The organism is Spirosoma endophyticum, assembly GCF_900112365.1.
In the GTDB taxonomy this organism is placed as follows: domain Bacteria; phylum Bacteroidota; class Bacteroidia; order Cytophagales; family Spirosomataceae; genus Spirosoma; species Spirosoma endophyticum.
Genome location: NZ_FOLQ01000015.1, coordinates 1 through 17,980, shown reverse-complemented (window position 1 = coordinate 17,980; position 17,980 = coordinate 1). Strand labels below are relative to the sequence as shown.

General features: G+C 42.3%; 22 protein-coding genes. 12 read left to right on the top strand and 10 right to left on the bottom strand.

Annotated features, from left to right (window positions below; all coding sequences use genetic code 11):
* The first annotated feature begins 935 nt into the window (after nucleotides 1-935).
* From BM202_RS26350 to BM202_RS26340, 4 genes are all read left to right on the top strand, one after another.
* Nucleotides 936-1,850 (top strand): hypothetical protein, encoded by a 915-nt coding sequence (locus tag BM202_RS26350; RefSeq protein ID WP_177236685.1) that lies wholly within the window; start codon nucleotides 936-938, stop codon nucleotides 1,848-1,850.
* A 617-nt stretch (nucleotides 1,851-2,467) separates the two neighbouring features.
* A complete protein-coding gene (locus BM202_RS37385; RefSeq protein WP_093831833.1) occupies nucleotides 2,468-2,665 on the top strand; it encodes a hypothetical protein in 198 nt (65 codons plus the stop codon).
* Nucleotides 2,666-2,749: 84 nt separating this feature from the next.
* The gene (locus tag BM202_RS38365) at nucleotides 2,750-2,905 is read left to right on the top strand and encodes a hypothetical protein (RefSeq protein ID WP_245776794.1); all 156 of its coding nucleotides are present in this window, start codon (nucleotides 2,750-2,752) and stop codon (nucleotides 2,903-2,905) included.
* A gap of 234 nt (nucleotides 2,906-3,139) precedes the next feature.
* On the top strand, nucleotides 3,140-4,375 hold the full coding sequence (locus tag BM202_RS26340) for a hypothetical protein (RefSeq protein WP_093831831.1): 1,236 nt from the start codon (nucleotides 3,140-3,142) through the stop codon (nucleotides 4,373-4,375).
* 371 nt (nucleotides 4,376-4,746) lie between these two features.
* Here the strand turns inward: BM202_RS26340 and BM202_RS26335 are convergent, their stop codons facing one another.
* A complete protein-coding gene (locus BM202_RS26335) occupies nucleotides 4,747-5,298 on the bottom strand; it encodes an ImmA/IrrE family metallo-endopeptidase (RefSeq protein ID WP_093831829.1) in 552 nt (183 codons plus the stop codon).
* Nucleotides 5,295-5,648 (bottom strand): helix-turn-helix domain-containing protein, encoded by a 354-nt coding sequence (locus BM202_RS26330; RefSeq protein WP_093831827.1) that lies wholly within the window; start codon nucleotides 5,646-5,648, stop codon nucleotides 5,295-5,297. The genes BM202_RS26335 and BM202_RS26330 overlap by 4 nt, the downstream gene beginning before the upstream one ends.
* A gap of 672 nt (nucleotides 5,649-6,320) precedes the next feature.
* On the opposite strand from BM202_RS26330, the gene BM202_RS26325 reads away from it, so the two are divergent.
* From BM202_RS26325 to BM202_RS39105, 7 genes are all read left to right on the top strand, one after another.
* The gene (locus BM202_RS26325) at nucleotides 6,321-6,833 is read left to right on the top strand and encodes a Pycsar system effector family protein (RefSeq protein ID WP_093831825.1); all 513 of its coding nucleotides are present in this window, start codon (nucleotides 6,321-6,323) and stop codon (nucleotides 6,831-6,833) included.
* Nucleotide 6,834: 1 nt separating this feature from the next.
* A complete protein-coding gene (locus tag BM202_RS26320; protein WP_093831823.1) occupies nucleotides 6,835-7,944 on the top strand; it encodes a hypothetical protein in 1,110 nt (369 codons plus the stop codon).
* Nucleotides 7,925-8,428, top strand: a complete 504-nt coding sequence (locus BM202_RS37380; protein ID WP_093831821.1) for a type II CBASS E2 protein — start codon at nucleotides 7,925-7,927, stop codon at nucleotides 8,426-8,428. Before BM202_RS26320 ends, BM202_RS37380 begins: the two co-directional genes overlap by 20 nt.
* Before the next feature lie 513 nt (nucleotides 8,429-8,941).
* Nucleotides 8,942-9,364 carry a hypothetical protein gene (locus tag BM202_RS26310; protein WP_093831819.1) on the top strand — a complete coding sequence of 141 codons (423 nt, stop codon included), beginning with the start codon at nucleotides 8,942-8,944 and terminating at the stop codon, nucleotides 9,362-9,364.
* Between the two features lie 34 nt (nucleotides 9,365-9,398).
* Entirely contained in the window at nucleotides 9,399-10,313 is a 915-nt protein-coding gene (locus BM202_RS26305) for a hypothetical protein (RefSeq protein ID WP_093831817.1), read from the top strand.
* A gap of 104 nt (nucleotides 10,314-10,417) precedes the next feature.
* The gene (locus BM202_RS26300; RefSeq protein WP_093831815.1) at nucleotides 10,418-12,046 is read left to right on the top strand and encodes a P-loop NTPase fold protein; all 1,629 of its coding nucleotides are present in this window, start codon (nucleotides 10,418-10,420) and stop codon (nucleotides 12,044-12,046) included.
* A gap of 249 nt (nucleotides 12,047-12,295) precedes the next feature.
* Entirely contained in the window at nucleotides 12,296-12,568 is a 273-nt protein-coding gene (locus BM202_RS39105; RefSeq protein WP_093831813.1) for a GNAT family N-acetyltransferase, read from the top strand.
* Between the two features lie 511 nt (nucleotides 12,569-13,079).
* On the opposite strand, the gene BM202_RS26290 is transcribed toward BM202_RS39105, so the two are convergent.
* The 7 genes from BM202_RS26290 to BM202_RS26260 form a co-directional block, all read right to left on the bottom strand.
* A complete protein-coding gene (locus BM202_RS26290; RefSeq protein ID WP_093831811.1) occupies nucleotides 13,080-14,276 on the bottom strand; it encodes a rhomboid family intramembrane serine protease in 1,197 nt (398 codons plus the stop codon).
* A 276-nt stretch (nucleotides 14,277-14,552) separates the two neighbouring features.
* Complete coding sequence (locus tag BM202_RS26285) at nucleotides 14,553-14,813, bottom strand: transposase (protein ID WP_093831809.1); 261 nt, start codon at nucleotides 14,811-14,813, stop codon at nucleotides 14,553-14,555.
* Between the two features lie 283 nt (nucleotides 14,814-15,096).
* Complete coding sequence (locus BM202_RS26280) at nucleotides 15,097-15,501, bottom strand: hypothetical protein (RefSeq protein WP_093831807.1); 405 nt, start codon at nucleotides 15,499-15,501, stop codon at nucleotides 15,097-15,099.
* Nucleotides 15,502-15,514: 13 nt separating this feature from the next.
* Entirely contained in the window at nucleotides 15,515-15,985 is a 471-nt protein-coding gene (locus BM202_RS36760) for a transposase (protein WP_143100760.1), read from the bottom strand.
* The gene (locus BM202_RS38360; RefSeq protein ID WP_245776793.1) at nucleotides 15,963-16,286 is read right to left on the bottom strand and encodes an integrase core domain-containing protein; all 324 of its coding nucleotides are present in this window, start codon (nucleotides 16,284-16,286) and stop codon (nucleotides 15,963-15,965) included. Before BM202_RS38360 ends, BM202_RS36760 begins: the two co-directional genes overlap by 23 nt.
* A gap of 31 nt (nucleotides 16,287-16,317) precedes the next feature.
* Entirely contained in the window at nucleotides 16,318-16,707 is a 390-nt protein-coding gene (locus tag BM202_RS38355) for an IS3 family transposase (protein ID WP_449448521.1), read from the bottom strand.
* 209 nt (nucleotides 16,708-16,916) lie between these two features.
* Nucleotides 16,917-17,150: a transposase gene (locus tag BM202_RS26260; protein ID WP_093831799.1), complete on the bottom strand. Its 234-nt coding sequence runs from the start codon at nucleotides 17,148-17,150 to the stop codon at nucleotides 16,917-16,919.
* Nucleotides 17,151-17,240: 90 nt separating this feature from the next.
* On the opposite strand from BM202_RS26260, the gene BM202_RS36755 reads away from it, so the two are divergent.
* Entirely contained in the window at nucleotides 17,241-17,432 is a 192-nt protein-coding gene (locus BM202_RS36755; protein ID WP_143100759.1) for a hypothetical protein, read from the top strand.
* A gap of 261 nt (nucleotides 17,433-17,693) precedes the next feature.
* Here the strand turns inward: BM202_RS36755 and BM202_RS26255 are convergent.
* Nucleotides 17,694-17,980: integrase core domain-containing protein (locus BM202_RS26255; RefSeq protein ID WP_143100758.1), on the bottom strand; the 287-nt coding region annotated here is incomplete at its 5' end.

Here is a 17,980-nt window from a genome sequence, read left to right as displayed (position 1 = left end):
ACAAAAAGGTACTGAAAATAACCGATTCTGAATACTAAACTTCTTAAAGTCAAACAGTTACCATAGTTAAATTTATTGATTCATTACCTATACTTAACCTGTCCAGCAATAAAACGAACCAATTGAAAATTGCATTTTATTAATTTTATCACGACTACAATTCCTTACAGTAGGATACTATAATCCCTTACAGTAGGGCCGATTTGTGACTATAATCCCTTACTTTCAAAACTATAATTCCTTACAGCCCGACTATAATTCCTTACCGAATCACTATAATTCCTTACAATAGACGAGTTATCCACATTGTAAATACTTGATCATCAGGCTTTAGCAAAACTATTTCGGAACCTATTATTATCATATCTAAATCATTATTTAAAAGATTTTTATTATTTTCTCTCCTCTATTATAAAAGATCAAAAGGCCTATAGGGTGAAAAAACTAAAAAAGGACTATTGATTGGAGACAAAAAATAATAACCTTCGACCGAAGGTTAGCAAACAAATAGTTAAGTTTCGTTTCAAACGAAACTTAATATATAGATATTTGTCTTAGGAAATTGCCTTTCACCCTTAATGGAATCAGTAGACAATTCAAGCATCGAGCCAGATAAGCAACAATTAGAGGAGCAGCGACGATTCGAATCAGCCAACGACTTCTTGGAGATTTGTGACAGCGCCGGCTGCCCGGCGGCTCAACAACGGTTATGAAAGCGGCTTATACTGGGAGGATGTACAACGAGCCTTACATATGGCAGCTGAATTAGAGAAGTGACGGCAGCGGCCGACCGACAGACTCATTTATCCGTAACAGCCCATTTAAATTTTTACAGTTACTTTATTAAATAAATAAGTAATTAATCCATAGCCAAACAAACAGGCCGAGCCCGCAATGGCCGACCGTGACGTTTCGGCAAAATTTCGATAATTACTATGCCACAGGTGAAAAGAAAACACTATGACGCGGCCTATTACGCGCTCATGCTCCAGGATCTGACCCAAATTATGAATCAGGTTCCCAAACTACGAGCGGACCGGGATAGCTGGGACATTGAGGGCGACTGGGCCGATACCGGAACCATTCATTTTGTGGATGCGGCCTACCAGCCGTATTTTACCCGCTTTACGGATTTTGATTGCCGTTCCATCAAAATCGTCAATTTCGGCCGTCCCGCCGTCCGTATGAGCTTCTTTAAGGAGCATAAATTCTGGGTGATTAAAGATAAAGACCTACCCAGGGATGAGAAAATTGACCGGATCCAGTTATACCTCAATGACCTGGGTGCCAAAGAAGATCGGATGCGGAGCAAACTGCATAAACTCTCCGGATCGGAGCTGACCCAGGCCAAAGCCAACATCGCGCTCTGGCAATCGGAACAAGCAGCCTGGAAGGAACTAATGGCTCACGTTGATACGATTGAAATGGCCATCTCTAATTACGAAAGGGTGCATAAGTATGTAACGCTCAACTACAAGTTTATCCTGAATGAGGAGGGGGATTTTGCCAATGAGCAGGAACACATGCTCAATCCGCAGAAAGATAGAACCGGTACTATCAATCAACCACGGTATAACATCATTTTTGTTGACACCGATCATATCCGACGGGATCATCCGTACCAAAGCAAACAAATCGATAAATATCTGGCACGGTTTGGGCTTAAATCGCAGGCTGGTCTTTACACCTTGTACGCCCATATTCGTCCCGAACTGGATAGCATAGCGTCGTTCGAAGTATTGACCCAGCCCCTGAAGGCTCAGTCCATTATTGAACCTATAAGCGCAGTATCCCGAAAACGGTCAAAGCCAAAGCCCATACCCTTATTTGATCAACCAGGCGACCAATAATATTAACTCACTAAAACCCATTTGCCGGCGACAAGTAAGCCTAACTCCCCAGTCATATCAACGTTGGAAACTCGGGTTATCCTAAATAACTGGTACATTACTTTCGTGTAGAGTAATTAATTGACTATTATTCAACGGCTTGACGATGTACACCCACAGCTCTCTTGGTGGCTTAACCCCAGATGTAATGGAAAGGGAAAGCCAACAAATGAACGACCGATCCTTAATCTTTGAGCAGTACTCTTTTCGGGAGGACCTCATAACAATGCCGAAGATGCGTTATTGGTTAGTGCGTTACAGCGTGGATTAAGTATTCCCAAGATGAGTTGTTATGATGTGACTATCGAAATGAACGGAGCGGGTACGTTCATTAAGTTTTACATCAAAATTCCCCATCAGCTTCAGGAGGATATGAAGTTGATGGTAGACGAGTAGTAGGTTAGCAGAACAGTCTGGATTGGATATAATCAGATTTTTCAATGAATCGATTTCACTTTGCCGAAAAGTTTGTCACTCAAGATCAAGCAAATATCTATAGAGACGAAAGCAAAATAGACCCACCATCTGAGAAGTAAACAATGAGACTTATTTGAATACATTTAAACACTCTTAACTCTATGCCAAATCGTAAACTAGTTATTTCATTGGGCGAGCTTCAACACGCTTTTGATAGGCTTCCTAATAGTGGGGAAACGCCCGAAGTTATATTGCCTATTGAGTTGATGAATAGTCCAGAGATAGGTTTGCGTTTCATTTGGGATACTGTCACCGACAAATGGCAGCTGTCTGCTGATAATATAATTATCACTATATAGATCAGCTATGAGACATCCCATTGAATCCTGTAACGTAAAGCAGGCGAAAGTCCTGGCCAGCTTGCCCGACCACATGCGCGAGTTATGGCCAAAACATTCCGGCTGGGTAATGCCATCTATTGCTATCAAAAGCAATTCAAACAGTTTTTGGGCGATACCGAAGAGACCACTTTAGAATGGCTTGAGCGTCAATTAACAGGCACGCCCGATCCTGAGAACCGAGCTGAACGTCTATTTTGAGGTGTGGTTAGAAGGGCTACCGGAAAACGTCCGGGCAGTCGAACAAAAACGGGGTATTGACGAGGCAAAGCGTATCTATCTCTTCCGTCGCACGTTCTGGAGCGTAACGATTTGAGAATGGATAAATTTCTGAAAAAAAACCTCAGCGCGCAGGACTATGCTTCTAACAGGGAACTGGGCTATAACGGATCACTTAGTTGATAGGTAATCAAAAAAGCTAAATCATTTTTATCCATGCTAGACTCTATCGCCATAAATCTTCATGCCAGTTCACGTAAAAATCAACGTTTTACAATAGGCCATTTGGCCGAATGCCTGTTATTTTATGGCAAAGTAGATGCCGTTATTTCCCGAATTGAACTGGAGGAAATAATTCGAAAGTGCTCAGTAGAGCATCTAGTCGAATTACTGTCATCCGGCGCATTAAGCTTACACATCAATCTTGAGTTTTTCGGTTCAAATCAGACACCTAGGACGGCTCGATTGAATTATGCCATTTATAAAGTAGTGAATCACAATGTTGAAACTACACTGTATAAAGCTCTATACGGAGTATACAGAAGCGCCTATAAGTGTAGCCAATATGTTAAACAATTAATGCCCTTTTTGAATGAATATAAATATGAATTTGATTTGGTTGGAGGCTTTTTAATTGATGAGCAATTTACATCAAAGGCTTTTCGTGAAGTCGTCAGATCGGTGTATGAAGAGTATCCCATTCCTACCGATTTAAAGTTTCAACTTCATCCCGTTCCCAAAAGCACAGCTATTGAAGAAATAGGAACCCAGTTCACGTTCGAAACAGAAACCAATTTCGACCTTAGCCAATTCGAAAAGCATTTAGAAAAGTCGGGCATCAAAGGCTATAAAGATTTTGGAGTGAATTTTATGATGCGTGCTTCAGCTGCCATTCAGGACGTGGACGTGTCATCCTATTTTAAATCTGAATTATCCGCTGAAGAATCAAATGCATCAATAGTCCAGAAAGCCATTTTAAATCTGGATCAATATCAAGCTAATAACGGAGAGGTTATAACCGAGTTTCATCAGTTCGTGATTCCAGAATGCCCTTCAATAGCAGACGCTATTGACTTAGGAATGAAAACGTTTGCCGACTTCATGCATCTTTATCGTCACGCCCAACAATTTAGAAAATGGCTAAGCGAGATGCCAGATGATGGAGACCATTCCATTATTAATGAATACATTAAGTTCGTTGAAATGACCCCGTTTACGAATAGTAGTCTCTTTAAATGGTTGAAGCTGATATTCGTTTCGGCGCCGATCGCGATCAATCCGATCAACTTAGCTGGTCAACCAGATCTGGTCAACAATATTGTAAACTTTCTGGCTGGAACGGCAGCGGATCAGTATGTGGATCTTTTAGCGCAACGCTTTAATCACTGGAGACCAAATCAGTTTGTCCAGGGACCGCTAAAGAATTTTCTTAAGAAGGAGGAATCCAGCTAACCTACAACGATAAAGCCCTCACTACTTCTAGTGGGGGCTTTATGCTTCTATCCACACCAAAAGGTGTTTGCAACCACATCTGATTCTAGTTTTAACAGTCCTTTGACCGTTAGTTTTAATGTCGTTTTAGTCGATCTAAGAGCCCCAAATTCAGTAAGGCGGTTAGTAGAGGTTCTTCTTCTAAGCGTCTGTCGTGCAATTGATGCCTTAAACAAAGGTCTAAGCTTAATTCGCCAACTGTATCCATTAAGAGAAATAACCCCGTAAATCGGTTACATAATCGAGTAAGTTTATGCTTAACAAGAAAGCCTGCTTAAATTTAAGCAGGCTTTCTTGTTAAGCATATCTATTTAAATCTTACTCTGTGCTAACTACCATAACGTATTAAGATTCGACAATCGGAATCCCATAGCTTGGGTACTAACCTCAAATTTTTTGGCCAACTCTTCTAAAAGGTCCTCGTCACTTCTGACGTTGAAGCTTGATTTTAAGTCTTCAATAACTATAAATATTAGATCCCTAGGCATAAGAAGCGATGCTGCAAAAGCATTGGCTTCTCTTTCCTGAATGTGTTCTCCAGTGGATGAGTTGGAATTCCGAAAATTAAACATGGTAAAATACCGTTCAGGCGTGTCAACGAACATGCCGTTTCGCTGATGTCCCAGGGAATAATGGCCTAATTCGTGGGCTATTGTAAATCTCTGACGAACGGTTGAATTATCAGGATTAACCCCAATGGTTGATTTATTATTCTTAGTAATTAGTACCCCCGAGACTTCTTCCCCAAAATGGAAGTCAATGATATCAATCCCTTTTCGTTTTGCTACTTCTATAACGTTAATGGGAGGGTACGAGTAACAATTCGTTTCGGTAAGTAAGCCCTTTGCCAGTTGTTCGATCTGATTCTGTCTTTTGTGATTCATAATTCAGATTCGTTCGCTTTAAGGTCACTAACAAATTTAACCAACAAATCATAAGTTTCCCCTTTTTTAATCTCGTCAGATGCAGAGGGAAATATCAATCCATTCGTAGTAGCCTCTACTTCTACCCGGCTAGGTATCAACTCTTTCATTTCAATATTCAACGCTTCAGCTATTCGCCATAGCAAAATAACTGATGGTTGCTGTCTGCCTTGTTCGATGTTGACTAAAGAGGTTCGGCTCAACCCTATTTGGCTCGCAAAGTGAACCTGATTAACCATTGCATTATTTCTATGACTTTTTATCTTTTTTCCTAAAGCCTGGAACAGCGTTTTTTCATTTGCCACATTCATGTGGCAAAGTTAATGCTTCAATCGGAGAATGTCAAGTATGACTTAACATTAGTAAAAAAACTTTCGATTGGTATATTTGAAGTTTTATAGATACTGACTTACCTTTGATGTGAGTCACGCGAGGTGATCCACCGTAAAACATAATCATAAAGAGGCTTATGAAAAAAAAGCCTTATGAGTTTTGGCTCGTAAGGCTTAGAAAAGAACACTACTTTAGGGGATAATGGGAAGATAGTCAACGGGTTTGGACGGCCTCTGTTGATTTCCGGAAATGGTCAGCAAATTAGACTGGTTGAGATTACTACGCAAATGTATCCAGGTCTCTTCAGTACCTCCTTCTCACCTCTTCTGTTACTCCTCTTCTCCAACCCTAAGCTGGTTGGACCCGGTTGCTTTCGTTCGGTGCTTACTATATATCCTGAGCACTTATCAGCATTTAGCCGATCTATTTAACATTTTAAAATGCCTACTACTGTGGCTAGGGGAGGATGAATCTGCGTAATAATAACGCGTTCGCAAGTCCATAAAACACCTGAATCAAGGGTAGTCATGACGATAATTTTATAGATCATATGTTAGGTAGTGACCCGTTAAAATCGGTTAGAAAAGAGAAGTAAAGCGAAGTGAGGGTCCATATACTAGGCACCCCTTAACTCAACTAGTTCAATAGATATGAGTGATGAGGAATTGATTGAACAGGCGCGATTTATAATAGGTCGTTATGACCATTACTATGAATCGGTTAATACGAAGGGAAATTTGTACCTGGCTATAAATGCTATTCTGATTGGTGGAATTGCTTCTAGCTACTCATTTTTGGAACAGAAGCTAAAATTCACCTCAGCCCATAACCTGGTTATTGCTGGCGTAGTCATTTTGTGCGCATTTTCTCTGGGCTTTACCATCTTGGCAATAAATCCTTTCACTAGATCCAGTTCGCATCCAGGTAATGTGTCGCTTATTTTTTTTGGACAAGTAGCCTCACTGGAATACAGGTACTTCGCCCGGAAATTTCGGAAACGATCTGCCTCATTGCACCTTCAGGATATGCTTCGGCAGATGCATATCCTCTCCATTGGCCTTTCTCGAAAATTTAAACGATTGAACTATGCTGGCTGGCTTTTATCAGGCAGTCTAATGCTGCTCGTTTTTCTGAGTCTCTATTTTATTTTAAATGGCAAATAGCATGCGATTATATAGCAATTATCTTGATGCAATCAGTCAAGCTGTACATAGCCCTACATTAATGAAAGGGCATGATTTACAAGTGCTGAGTACTTTAGCTGAAGCACGTTCAACACACCGGATTATAGATCCTAAAGCGTACGCAACTACCGCCAGCTTAGAGCCTGCTACATCGATGAAGACTTTAGCGGATCTACTAAAACGACCGGTGAAATTGCCAGTCAGTGGCGATCACCCAGACTTTATCCATCTGCGGGCTACTAACGGTGTTGAATATCATCATATCACGTCCATGTTTATGGATGTAAAGAATTCAACTAATTTCTTTAAAAAATATACCACTGAGCAAATTAGGGTCATTATCCAGGTGATAGTAACGGCCGCAACCCACACCTGTGCCCTGTTTGATGGTCATATCCAACGCATGCAGTATGATGGCGTTTTCGCCTACTTCGGGGGCCGGGGTGTTTCGCGTGAAGAAGGTGTACGCAATGCCATTCAAGCTGCCTCTTTCTTTAGCTACTTCGTGAAGTATGAATTACCAGAAGTATTTGAAGCGATGGATATTGATGACATCAATGCCCGAACTGGAATTGACTTCGGTGACGATGACGATACGTTATGGTGCATTTATGGTACCGGAAATTGTACGGAGTTGACGACAACAAGTCTACATACAAGTTTAGCACCCAAAATGCAGCACAATGCTAAAACGAATGGCATTATGGTTGGTGCCAATGTCCGAGACACAGCCAAACTGAATCCAGAATTTTATGATTTGACCCGGGACAAAATCGGAAACGTAGATGTGAATGAACGGTATATCTTCAAAGATCCAGACAAAAAGTTTTTCTACACTCAGTATCATTTTGACTGGAAAAAATACTTGAAGGAGACGTTTCACTTCGTTCAAACTGATTCAAACGGTAAGCTATCGATAGGTTATACGCCAAACCTGTCTGAACAGGAACGACAACGTCGGCAGCAACTATCAGATGCCAATCGAAAAATTGAGTCAGGGAATTATGGCTATGACAAGAAATTTAATGTTGTTCCTGCTGGCATTCAGGCCCCGCGGGAGAGAGATTTTTATGATACCCGGAGAGATTAATCGTGATTCCTCAGCCTTCGAACTATTCATCCAGCGTCAATTGCTGGATGAATATTGGCCTACTTGTCGGGTAGAACAACTGATAAATAACCAGAAACAGCAGTTTCTAAAAGTTGACTTCACCGTCAAACAGCCTTATTTCACGACTAGCTATCAGATTGAGCTACGGTATTTGTCGCAAGAAATACACCGAGTCTGGATACGAAATCGGAAGATAAAGCCATCATTGGCGATTCACATGTATTCTGACCGTGCCCTATGTCTTTATTACCCGGCTGACATTTCGCCATTTCGTCGACTGTGGATTGCTACCGACTTAATTCCATTGGCCGCAAAATGGGTTGGACACTATGAAGAATGGCTGTTCAATGGCCATAAATGGCCTGGGATTGAAGCCCCAGGGCACGATTTTCTAATGCAACGACTTCAATATCGAGAACAACATCAATTCCAGCAACTAGTACAAAATCATTCGCTTAGTTAAGGCCGATGTGCATAGTAGCCTGCCAGGGAGTATAATTTGATTTAGCGTAGTTAATTTCATGGAATCGGTAGACGTGCACGAGAACCATGCCTCCTTCAGCCCTATGGCTATAGCACCAAACGGTGCCCTCTTTAAATTTAGTCATCTCCCGTATTATTTTGAATATATGAGCCCACTCAGCATCGTATAAGTAGGTACAGTATTTCTTTGTTCTAACTATTATAAAAATAGATGAAAGCAAAGTAGGAAATTAAGTTATTAATCAGGAATATCTAAGCAGGCCTGGACACGGCTGAGGCGCGTGGACAGCCGATTCTTGTACTTAACTCACGGCTAACATGAAAGTTGAAGCGCTAAAACGCTTTACCTAAATGGTAACAGACCTGCCATGGTCATGAAGCAGTTGGATATCAAATATAAAAAACTATACTCCGATGGCTTCGATTGAAAGACGTCCAAATTGGAGATTAATTAAATGTATTGAGTAAAACCACTTTTCAAAAAACTACAATAATGCCTACAATCTCACAGGAACACATTAAACAGATTCGCCAACTAATAGAATCCATTAAGGCACATCCAGATGAATACAGATATGGGACCGAATCAGAACTTTTCGAAGCAAATCGAAAAAATATTGCCGATCTGTTCCAGTATTTCGGAAAATTTGATAAGCCATCACCAACTCGTAAACGTCGGGCAGATTATGAGCTTCTCGAAAGGGCAGTTAGCGATGTTGATCTAGGGGCATCATTCTTTTTTGAACATGCCCAAAACAATACATTTTTGCCTTTACTGACTGATGCACTCAATCAATATGAAAAAGAGGCTGCGGTATGGCCCTTGCAGAATGCCCTAAGCACTAAGCTTGTTGATATGACAGGCGAACAATTATTACTGATTCTAATGGAAGCCAAGCGTCAGTCCTTAAAATAAAATTTTAGCGATTAATTTTACCCATAACAGACTCATGCCTCCAACAGAATTAACTGAACGCGACAATTTGCTTTATCGTTTTTTAATCGTCCAAGATACCCTATTATACCTTAATAGAGTGACTTACAAAAAGGATCTTGTGCTTGAACGAAATGTATATGCCGAAGGGCTGGTTATGAAGGCAAGCTTACAGTTATTGACTATTCGCAATGTTTTTGAAGGAGGAGAATGGTTTTCAGCTTTAAGCAACAGACCATATAATTACATAATCGACCCCCTTTCTGTAGCAAGCGTACTTCGAGGAGCCTATGAATGCATGCTTACCTTACATCATGTGTTTGTTGACCCACTTTCTCAAGATGAGGTTGAATTACGTTATTTGTTGTGGGTACTGGAAACATTCATCAGCAAAAATCAGGCGGAACCAACCGAATTTGAAGAAGGCAAACTGGCACGCGACCAGAATCGAAAAAACATTGACGAAACGGTTAATTACCTTATGGAGCTCTCTATCGTGCAGTCATTGGATAGCCAGAGTCAAACAACCATAAAGGGCAAATCTGATCCGCGAACTGGAGATGGCTGGCAGTACTATGTAGAAGGGATCAAGTTGAAGCGAGTCGAGGGCGGATGGCATGGCTTAGCGAATCGGATGCCGGCTCGGGAGAAAGTCTTCACCAATTTATATAAACTGTTTTCGCTCAACAGTCACCCAACTTGGCACAGCATTAACGTCGTCGTCAATGGTTTTGAAGGCGACGATCCAGAAAACTTTCGTATGATGGACACAATGCTGACCATGAGTGCAATGATTGGTATATTCATCCTGTATGACTACTGTACATTATTTAAAGATGTACGAAAGGCTTTCCATCAACTACCCCCTCACATTCAGGAGGTAGTGAATAATCTTATAGTCACTTTTAAAGGCGACGGCTTTATGCTCTAAAAGCGCACGGATTGCCCCCTCTAGGTACGATTCTGGTTACTTGGATTTAAAGGCAATTTGATGTAGCCAATAAATTAGTTCGTTAAGCACAAAAATATCTATCCATGAAAGAAATAGAAATTACACGCCCATTTGAGGCCTTTGCTCAGCATATTAGTCCTGAGGAAAATCAACGGATTCTATTCTCTGCCCCTTTTGGAAGTGGCAAAACTTATTTTCTTCGAGAATATTTTAAGACCGTATCCGAAACGACAAATACTTTCTGGCTATCACCTGTAAAATATGTCGTCAGTCAGAATGAAGATATTTTTGAATATATAAAATATGATTTAGCCCATCAATTGCTCCAGTACAATGCAATTATTCAAGAACTGAAGGCTAAGATTGGCGAAGCGCAATACGCATATCAATACGTTGTTAACAACCCCAAAGACATCTTTAAGCTTTTATTCAGCGCTTTAGAAAATGCTCCCACTGAACTTCTGGTTGGCGATCCCATTACGAAAGGAATCAACAAGATCGGTAAGATGGGTAATGTGCTTGTGGACGGGTTAACAAAATACCAGGACTACAAAAAGAAGTTAGATTCGCATTTAGCTACAACCAACGACGTTCTTGATAACTACTTAAAGGAAACCAGAGATATCAAGGGATCGATCTTTGAAGATGACTTGATATCTCAAATGATTCGACTGGGGTTAGATAAAATAAAGAAACCAGGGCATGAAAATGTGTTGATTGTTGATGACCTGGACCGACTAGATCCCGAGCATATCTTTCGTATTTTGAACATACTTAGTGTTCATCAGGATTCTCCCAGTGGAGGAAATAAGTTTGGTTTTTCTAAAATTATCGTTGTTTGTGACTTGAAAAATATTCGAAATATCTATATTCATAAGTATGGTGGAGAAGTTGATTTCGAAGGATATATTGAAAAATTCTACTCAACTAATATTTTCGATTTTTCAAATGAGCAGGCTGTAGCTATGTATTGCCGATCAGATTTGACTGCGGACTTAAGTGATGACGGTAGAATAATTTTAGGAGAATACTTACACCACTTTGTTAAAATTGGTAAGAGAACAGTAAGGAGTATCGTAAAACATCATCTAAAGCCAAATGTTCAAAAATTTATATTAGTAAGTGGTCCATTAATCAATTATGGCAATGACTCAAAATTTGAATCTCAAATAAACACAGATGGCTTTCATTCAGACGCTTTTTATATAGAAACTTCAGATTTTGAACTTATAAAGATTATCAAAATATTATTAGTGATTTTTGGGGATTATGAGAGCCTTTATAGTGCTGTAAAAGAGGCGGTGAGGGGGCCTAATGACATACCATTGGATTGTTTATTGCCTGCACTAAAAGTAATTGCTCCTATGCAACTTTTAATGGTGAATTTTGATACGCCTAAAAATTTGGCAGTCTCGTTTCATCAAAATGAAGAATGGCCTCATAAAGGTGCAAACGTCGTAAGGAACCCTTACATAGATATATTTGGAGTCAGGGTTGGCTTGCAGCTTAAATGGGATAGGGCTAATCCATATATTGGACAAGAAAGTTTTTATTCAAATGAAGCTGGTCTCATCAGTGAAGAACGAGTAAAACAACAAATTAGCCGCATACCAGATCCAAATTATAAATTTACTATGAGGGATTTATTGAGTGCACTTGATGGAGCAATCGCTTTTCTTAAAATTCGAAATTTTGTCGACAGACTTGCTTAAAAAAAACCTATAAGTACTTGTAGGCCATCGCTTTGTAAACAAACAGCCTTCAATTATTATTTACTAGCTTTTCGAAGCTTACTAACGGTGCTATGCTCCAGCACAATCTCTGATCAAGAAGGGACTGGACGTATTAAACGCCACACTACTCTGGTTCAAGCAATTTCTAATTTGTCTTCGATCCGATTTTGAGGATGTTGGCAAACGTCAATTTTTTTTGTCCAGTAGTCTGAGGATTTTACCCGAAACTTGTTACCTACCCCCTCAGATGAAACGGACACATGTGAAATCGGCTATGAACTTTTGACAACCTTTCAGGGACAAGGCATCATGAAAGAAACTGCAGAGACCGTGATTGAGTATGCATTCAATACACTTACCGTTCAAGCCATTCAGGCCTCCCTTCAACGAGATAATCAGCGTTCCATAAAGCTGTTGGAGAAACTCTCGTTTAGGCATTCACATGAGGCAGATAGCACAGATCCAGATGTACTATGGTATCTTTTGAAAATGACCAATTGACATGCTCCACTACAAAAAGACTAACGGGATAGCCCAAACCGTTGGGCATGCATGTGAAATCATTCTCACAAAACGCTGCTTTTACTGATCATATTTGGCCGTCTAACAGATACGCTACTACTAAACTGATAGGAGGCTACTTAAAAACTAGTCTTTGTGCGGAACCAGTGCTTCAGCGTTCTCTTCCTGACTAGCCTGTTCTACCGTTTCCACGAATTCATCTATTGAAACGTTATGGATATAGGGAGCGTCGAATTTTCCTCCCAATCAGCAATGGTTTCGGCATTATCCGTATTCATTTTGTTTAGACATGAGTGGTTTAAAAAAGCTGGCAATCAGGTCGACCAGGAGTAACCATCAACTACCCCTTCCTTGGGGTTCTTTTTCAAAAGAGCGACTATATATCTTGGGCAATTGAAGACATTGTTCATATTCAGTATCACATCGATGGGCTTGAAAATGAACAATGTCTTCAGTTGCTTTACCGATAGATGCATTAAAGGAGCCCTCGTTACTGCTTTTCCAACTGCTTTTGTATTCCGTAAATCTGTCGGTCAAGATCTTCGATCTGCTGATCGTAGATGTGGGTTGTATCCCTTAGCGAACGTTGTAAAAGAGTAAAACTAGTTAGCCGTAATCGGCCGTATTGACGCAGCAACTTAGTTCGTTGGCGAAGTTCTTCGGGCAGAGCAAGCTGATCCGCCTCGGTGAGTACGTTCAGGGCTTTTCGCCAGGAAACAATCCCCTGCTCGTCAATGGCCTTTGCCACACCCGCAGCTGATGTAGTAGGTGGTAATCGAAAAACGCTCAAGGCCTGAGCTTCCAACAGACTGAATCGTTTCAGCAGTCGGTCATACTCTCCAAAGGGGTTGCCTGTGTTCACATACACGACGATGGTGGTTACGACGGTCAGGATTGGGGGCATTAGTAACAACCACCCCGCTTGTGTCGATGCACGGCTGGGGTGAAGGGCAGAAAAATAATAAGTATAACCAAAAAGCAGACCCGCTAGTAACCCGCCCATATGGGCGGCATTGTCGATACCCGCCTGCAGTCCTATGACCAGATTATAGCCTACAAAGATTAGACTATTCCTCATTAAGTCTCGACGGGTTTGAACATCGAACCAATTGGTGGTTAATAATGCCAGAAATACACCATACAGGCCAAAAATTGCGCCTGAAGCGCCTGCGCCTAGTACTATTTCGTGCCACCATAAACTGACCACACTACCTGCCAGTCCTGCCATTAGGTAAGCAATCACAAATTGGCGGCTTCCCAGGATTGGTTCCAGAAGAAGCCCGATCTGTAGCAGCGCATACATATTAAATACCAAATGAATCACGCCAATATGTAGAAAGCAACTACTCAAAAAGCGCCACGGCTGGTCGTCGAGGGTCAGGGGTGAATAATTGGCTCCCCAGCGAATGAGGTCATCACTGGCTGGATGCAGTAGGTTTACCCCGGTCAGCGCCATCAGCATAAATAGTACTACATTTATCCAGATCAGGATGGGAGTTATGAGGTACCCTTCCCCTGGGATGAAAAGCGCTAACGGATTGGCTCGTTGAGCCACGGGAGGAGACACTTCATTTTCCTTTACAGGGAGATTGTTAGGCTCTATGGCCTGATTCAATCCTGCCGAATGGTCAGAATTGGTCGTCAGTGGTTGGTCGGAATTTGATGGTTTTTCCGATTCGTTATTCATAGAACTGGGAAGTTTCCTGCCCGCAAATAAGCTTGATAATCGTACAAAGCAAATCCCCCAGTCAAAAAGTAGTCGGTGCTGGCTCCTAATTGGGGTGATTAATGACCATCCATAAAAGGGTAACTGAATCATATGCTACTTACGGGTAAACTGTATAATTGGTACAATACTTTCAGATTACTGGACATGAGGTTTTTAAAAAGAAAAGTGGGCAGTCTTTGATAAGTTTAAATTGGCTAAAACTTATTGAGTATTTCGGAGTAAACTGGTTCAGCGTCAATTTGGGGGAGCCGTCCCATTTCGGGTCAACACCCGCAGACGTAACAAATCAAATTTTGCTTTGCTATACATCATTCGCTTGATGGTCTTTAGTCGGTTTACCTGCCCTTCTGTTTGGCCATTACTCCACTTCGATCGGAACGATTCTTCAACGGCTGCATAGTCCTGACGAATACCCCGCACAAACCCGCTCAGAACCGGTATCCCTTCGGCATAGGCACACCAATTAGCTAACTCTTCCGCTTGTCGATTCTGCATGAGCCGCTTGAAACGTAGACTCAACTGAGGCACCAGGCCAATCGATTCAGTACAACGGAGTAAGTGTTATAAAAAAGGACGATCCGTTTCCGGCCAATCGACTGCTGGCTGGCCTAATAATCGACTGAGCCGACTGCTTGAGTAGCTAAGTTCCCCTTGGGCAGGTGGTTGAGTAGGCTCGTGAAAAGGACACGGTTATGTGGCTAAGAAGGCGGCCAAGATGGTATAGCGACCGTTATCACCCTGTGCTTTGATTTCCTTAAACAGCGTTTTGACACAGGTTTCACCGGCTTGCCAACGCTGCCGTAAAATAGGCTTCATAAGTCATCAAATTTGATTTCCTTTTCCTGGTTTTGGGGACAAAATGAGCTTGTTTGAAGTACTTTTTGATTGTATTTCGTGAGCTACCCAGATGAGTTGTAATGGCACGAATACTATGACCTTGCTGCTGTAATTCTTTCGCCCGCTGATAAAGCCCATATCGTTTTTCAGCATAAATGGGTTGTTCCGGCGACTGATCATCAGTTAGTTGATTGCTTACTGATTTTGGCAAATCCATTTCTGTTAACGAAATAGCAGGACTAGTTAGCGAAATCGTCGATTGCTGACTAATGAATTGAGTGGCTTCTCGGATGGCTGGACGTTGGCTGTCTAAAAGGCGTTCGACGGCTTCAGATAAATTCTTCAACAGGTGCCAACGGTCAGCTACTTGAGTGGCATAAATACTGGATCGGTCGCGACCGGGCGGCCGGAGCCGTGATCAGTTCAACCCCCGGATGAGCCTGAAGCCAATGCTCCAGCGACTTACCCTCTCGATCCGGCAATAGATCGATGGGTTTATGTTGGTCCAGCTCAATCAGAATCGTACCGTAGTTACGTCCTTTCTTGAAAGCAAAATCATCGACACCTAATCGCTTGGGTGTCTCTACCATTGGCGGTGGAGTTCTGCGGATGACCCGAAGGACTGTAAAGGCATTAACGGACTGGCCAATGGTATGGCATAAGCGAGCCCCAGGCTTGGAACCGGCCTGTAACTCAATGGCCTGGATCTGCTGGTCCGCTCTGAGTAGCCGCCTGGTATAGGGCTTACAGACCGAGTGGCATGATTGGGCAAATACTTTGCGGGGCAGTCGGCTGAGGTGGTCCGGTTTAGCGGCACACTGAACTTGCAAGTTTAGTGTAATACTCCTGCTCAAACTGTTCAGGGCTTTTGTAGCCCAGCGACGAATGCTTACGCATCCGATTGTAGTACATTTCAATATACTCGAAGATTTCGGTTCGAGCGTCTTCCACACTTAAGAACGTGCCCCCTTCCAATAATTCCGCTTTCAAGCGGCTCCAGAATGACTCCGCAAAAGCATTGTCATATGGATCGTCGGCCCGGCTCATACTGGGACTGATGTGCCACAAATTGATCAGTTCACGCAGATCATTCGACACATATTGACCACCCCGATCCGAGTGGATAATCAAGCCAGGTGAAGGCTGACGAAATTGCAGGGCGTTACGCAGTGGTATGATAAACCAGGTTATCTTCCATATTGTCATCGACCCGCCAACCTACTATCAGCCGGGAAAAAAGTTCCATCCAGGTACTCAAATAAGCCCATTCCCCGCTTGCCAAAGGTAGATACGTAATATCGCTGACCCAGACCAAATTGGGGGCTTGTGGTAAAGGTTGGTCTAACAATAAGTTAGGCCAGTAGCCTTTCCCATGAGTACTATCCGTCGTGCGCGGTACAAACGATTTAGGTTGAATGGACTGTAAACCAGCTAATTTCATAAGCGTTCGTACCTGATGTCTTCCCACTTCATGACCTTGCTCTTTTAACTCAGCTACAATTCGTCGACTCCCATATCGGCGCTTATGACCAGCGAAAACCTGTTCAATCAACTGCTGTTTCTTCCCCTTTTCAACCGTTGGTTTGTAGCTCTCTCCACGTTTGTAGCGGTAGTACCCAGAACGGCTCAGACCTAGTACAGCGCAGAGTGTTTCGACCGTAAACGTTTCGACCAGCGCATGTACAAACTCATAGCATAGCTTCAGGTCTGTCGGCTGAAAATGCTCAAGGCTTTTTTTAGGATTTCGCGTTCAGTTTCCAATTACCGGACTCGATCTTTGAGCTGCTGATTTTCCAGAGCTAGTCCATGTTGCTCACCATTTGCTTTTTTGACTCCTTGATTCTGATTTTTCCAGCGGTAGATTAGATTCTCTGAAATACCTAATGCTTTTGAAATATAGGCGGCTGTTTGGCCATTGGTCAACATTTTGATGACTTCATTTTTGAAGTCAGCGTCATATTTGCGTCGGGTTTTAGCTTTACCTGGTTGCTGCATGATCTTGCTAAGTTAAGCAAGTCCACTGTGCCGATTAATTAGACCATCTCGGCTAATGGGCGGAGAAACTTGCGCAGCCGTATCAGAAGCTTGATTCTTTTACCACTCATGGGTAGGGCGGCTAAAGTGCGTTGCGGGGGCGCCCGTGCGATAGAAACTATGCACTCGACTAGTGGGCCTCTGACAGAGTGGGCAAGTGCCAACCGTATCGGTGGCTATCAGCCCAATGATGAGCGAATCGTGAGTGAATTGCTGGTTGCAGAACAGGAATCCAGACGGTAAGAGCGGGGATAGATCCATGTACACTCAACTAAGAAAACTACCAGGATTCACCTAAAGTGACGCTGAACCAGTTTACTCCGAAATACTCATAAAGGGCGGCCCAGTTGAGTCATGGGATGAAAGGGATCGGACCGCCGAAGCGGCACTCCGTATATGATCAATACCTTCCCCTTTCAAATACGCTACATAATGCCCCATCCAGCTTATTGTACGTCGTCAAGTAAAAGTGGACAGATGCGGGTGAAAAGAGAAGAGATGGTTTTAGCCACTTTGGGCTCGCTGAAAAATATGACTTTTCCGGCGTTGAGACAAACTTAGCTGCTTAGTTTTTTGCCGTTCGGCCAAGATCTGATCCTGGCGGCCCCAGTAAGCATCGGCTGGCCGTACGTTGTCCAGTGATTCATGGTACCGTTGATGATTATAATAGTCTACCCACTCCGTTAGGCGAGTTCTTAGTTCATCCGGACTGTAGTAGTGTTCCAACAACAGAACGTTCTTCATCGAGCGATGGTAACGTTCGATCTTTCCTTGGGTCATAGGATGAAACG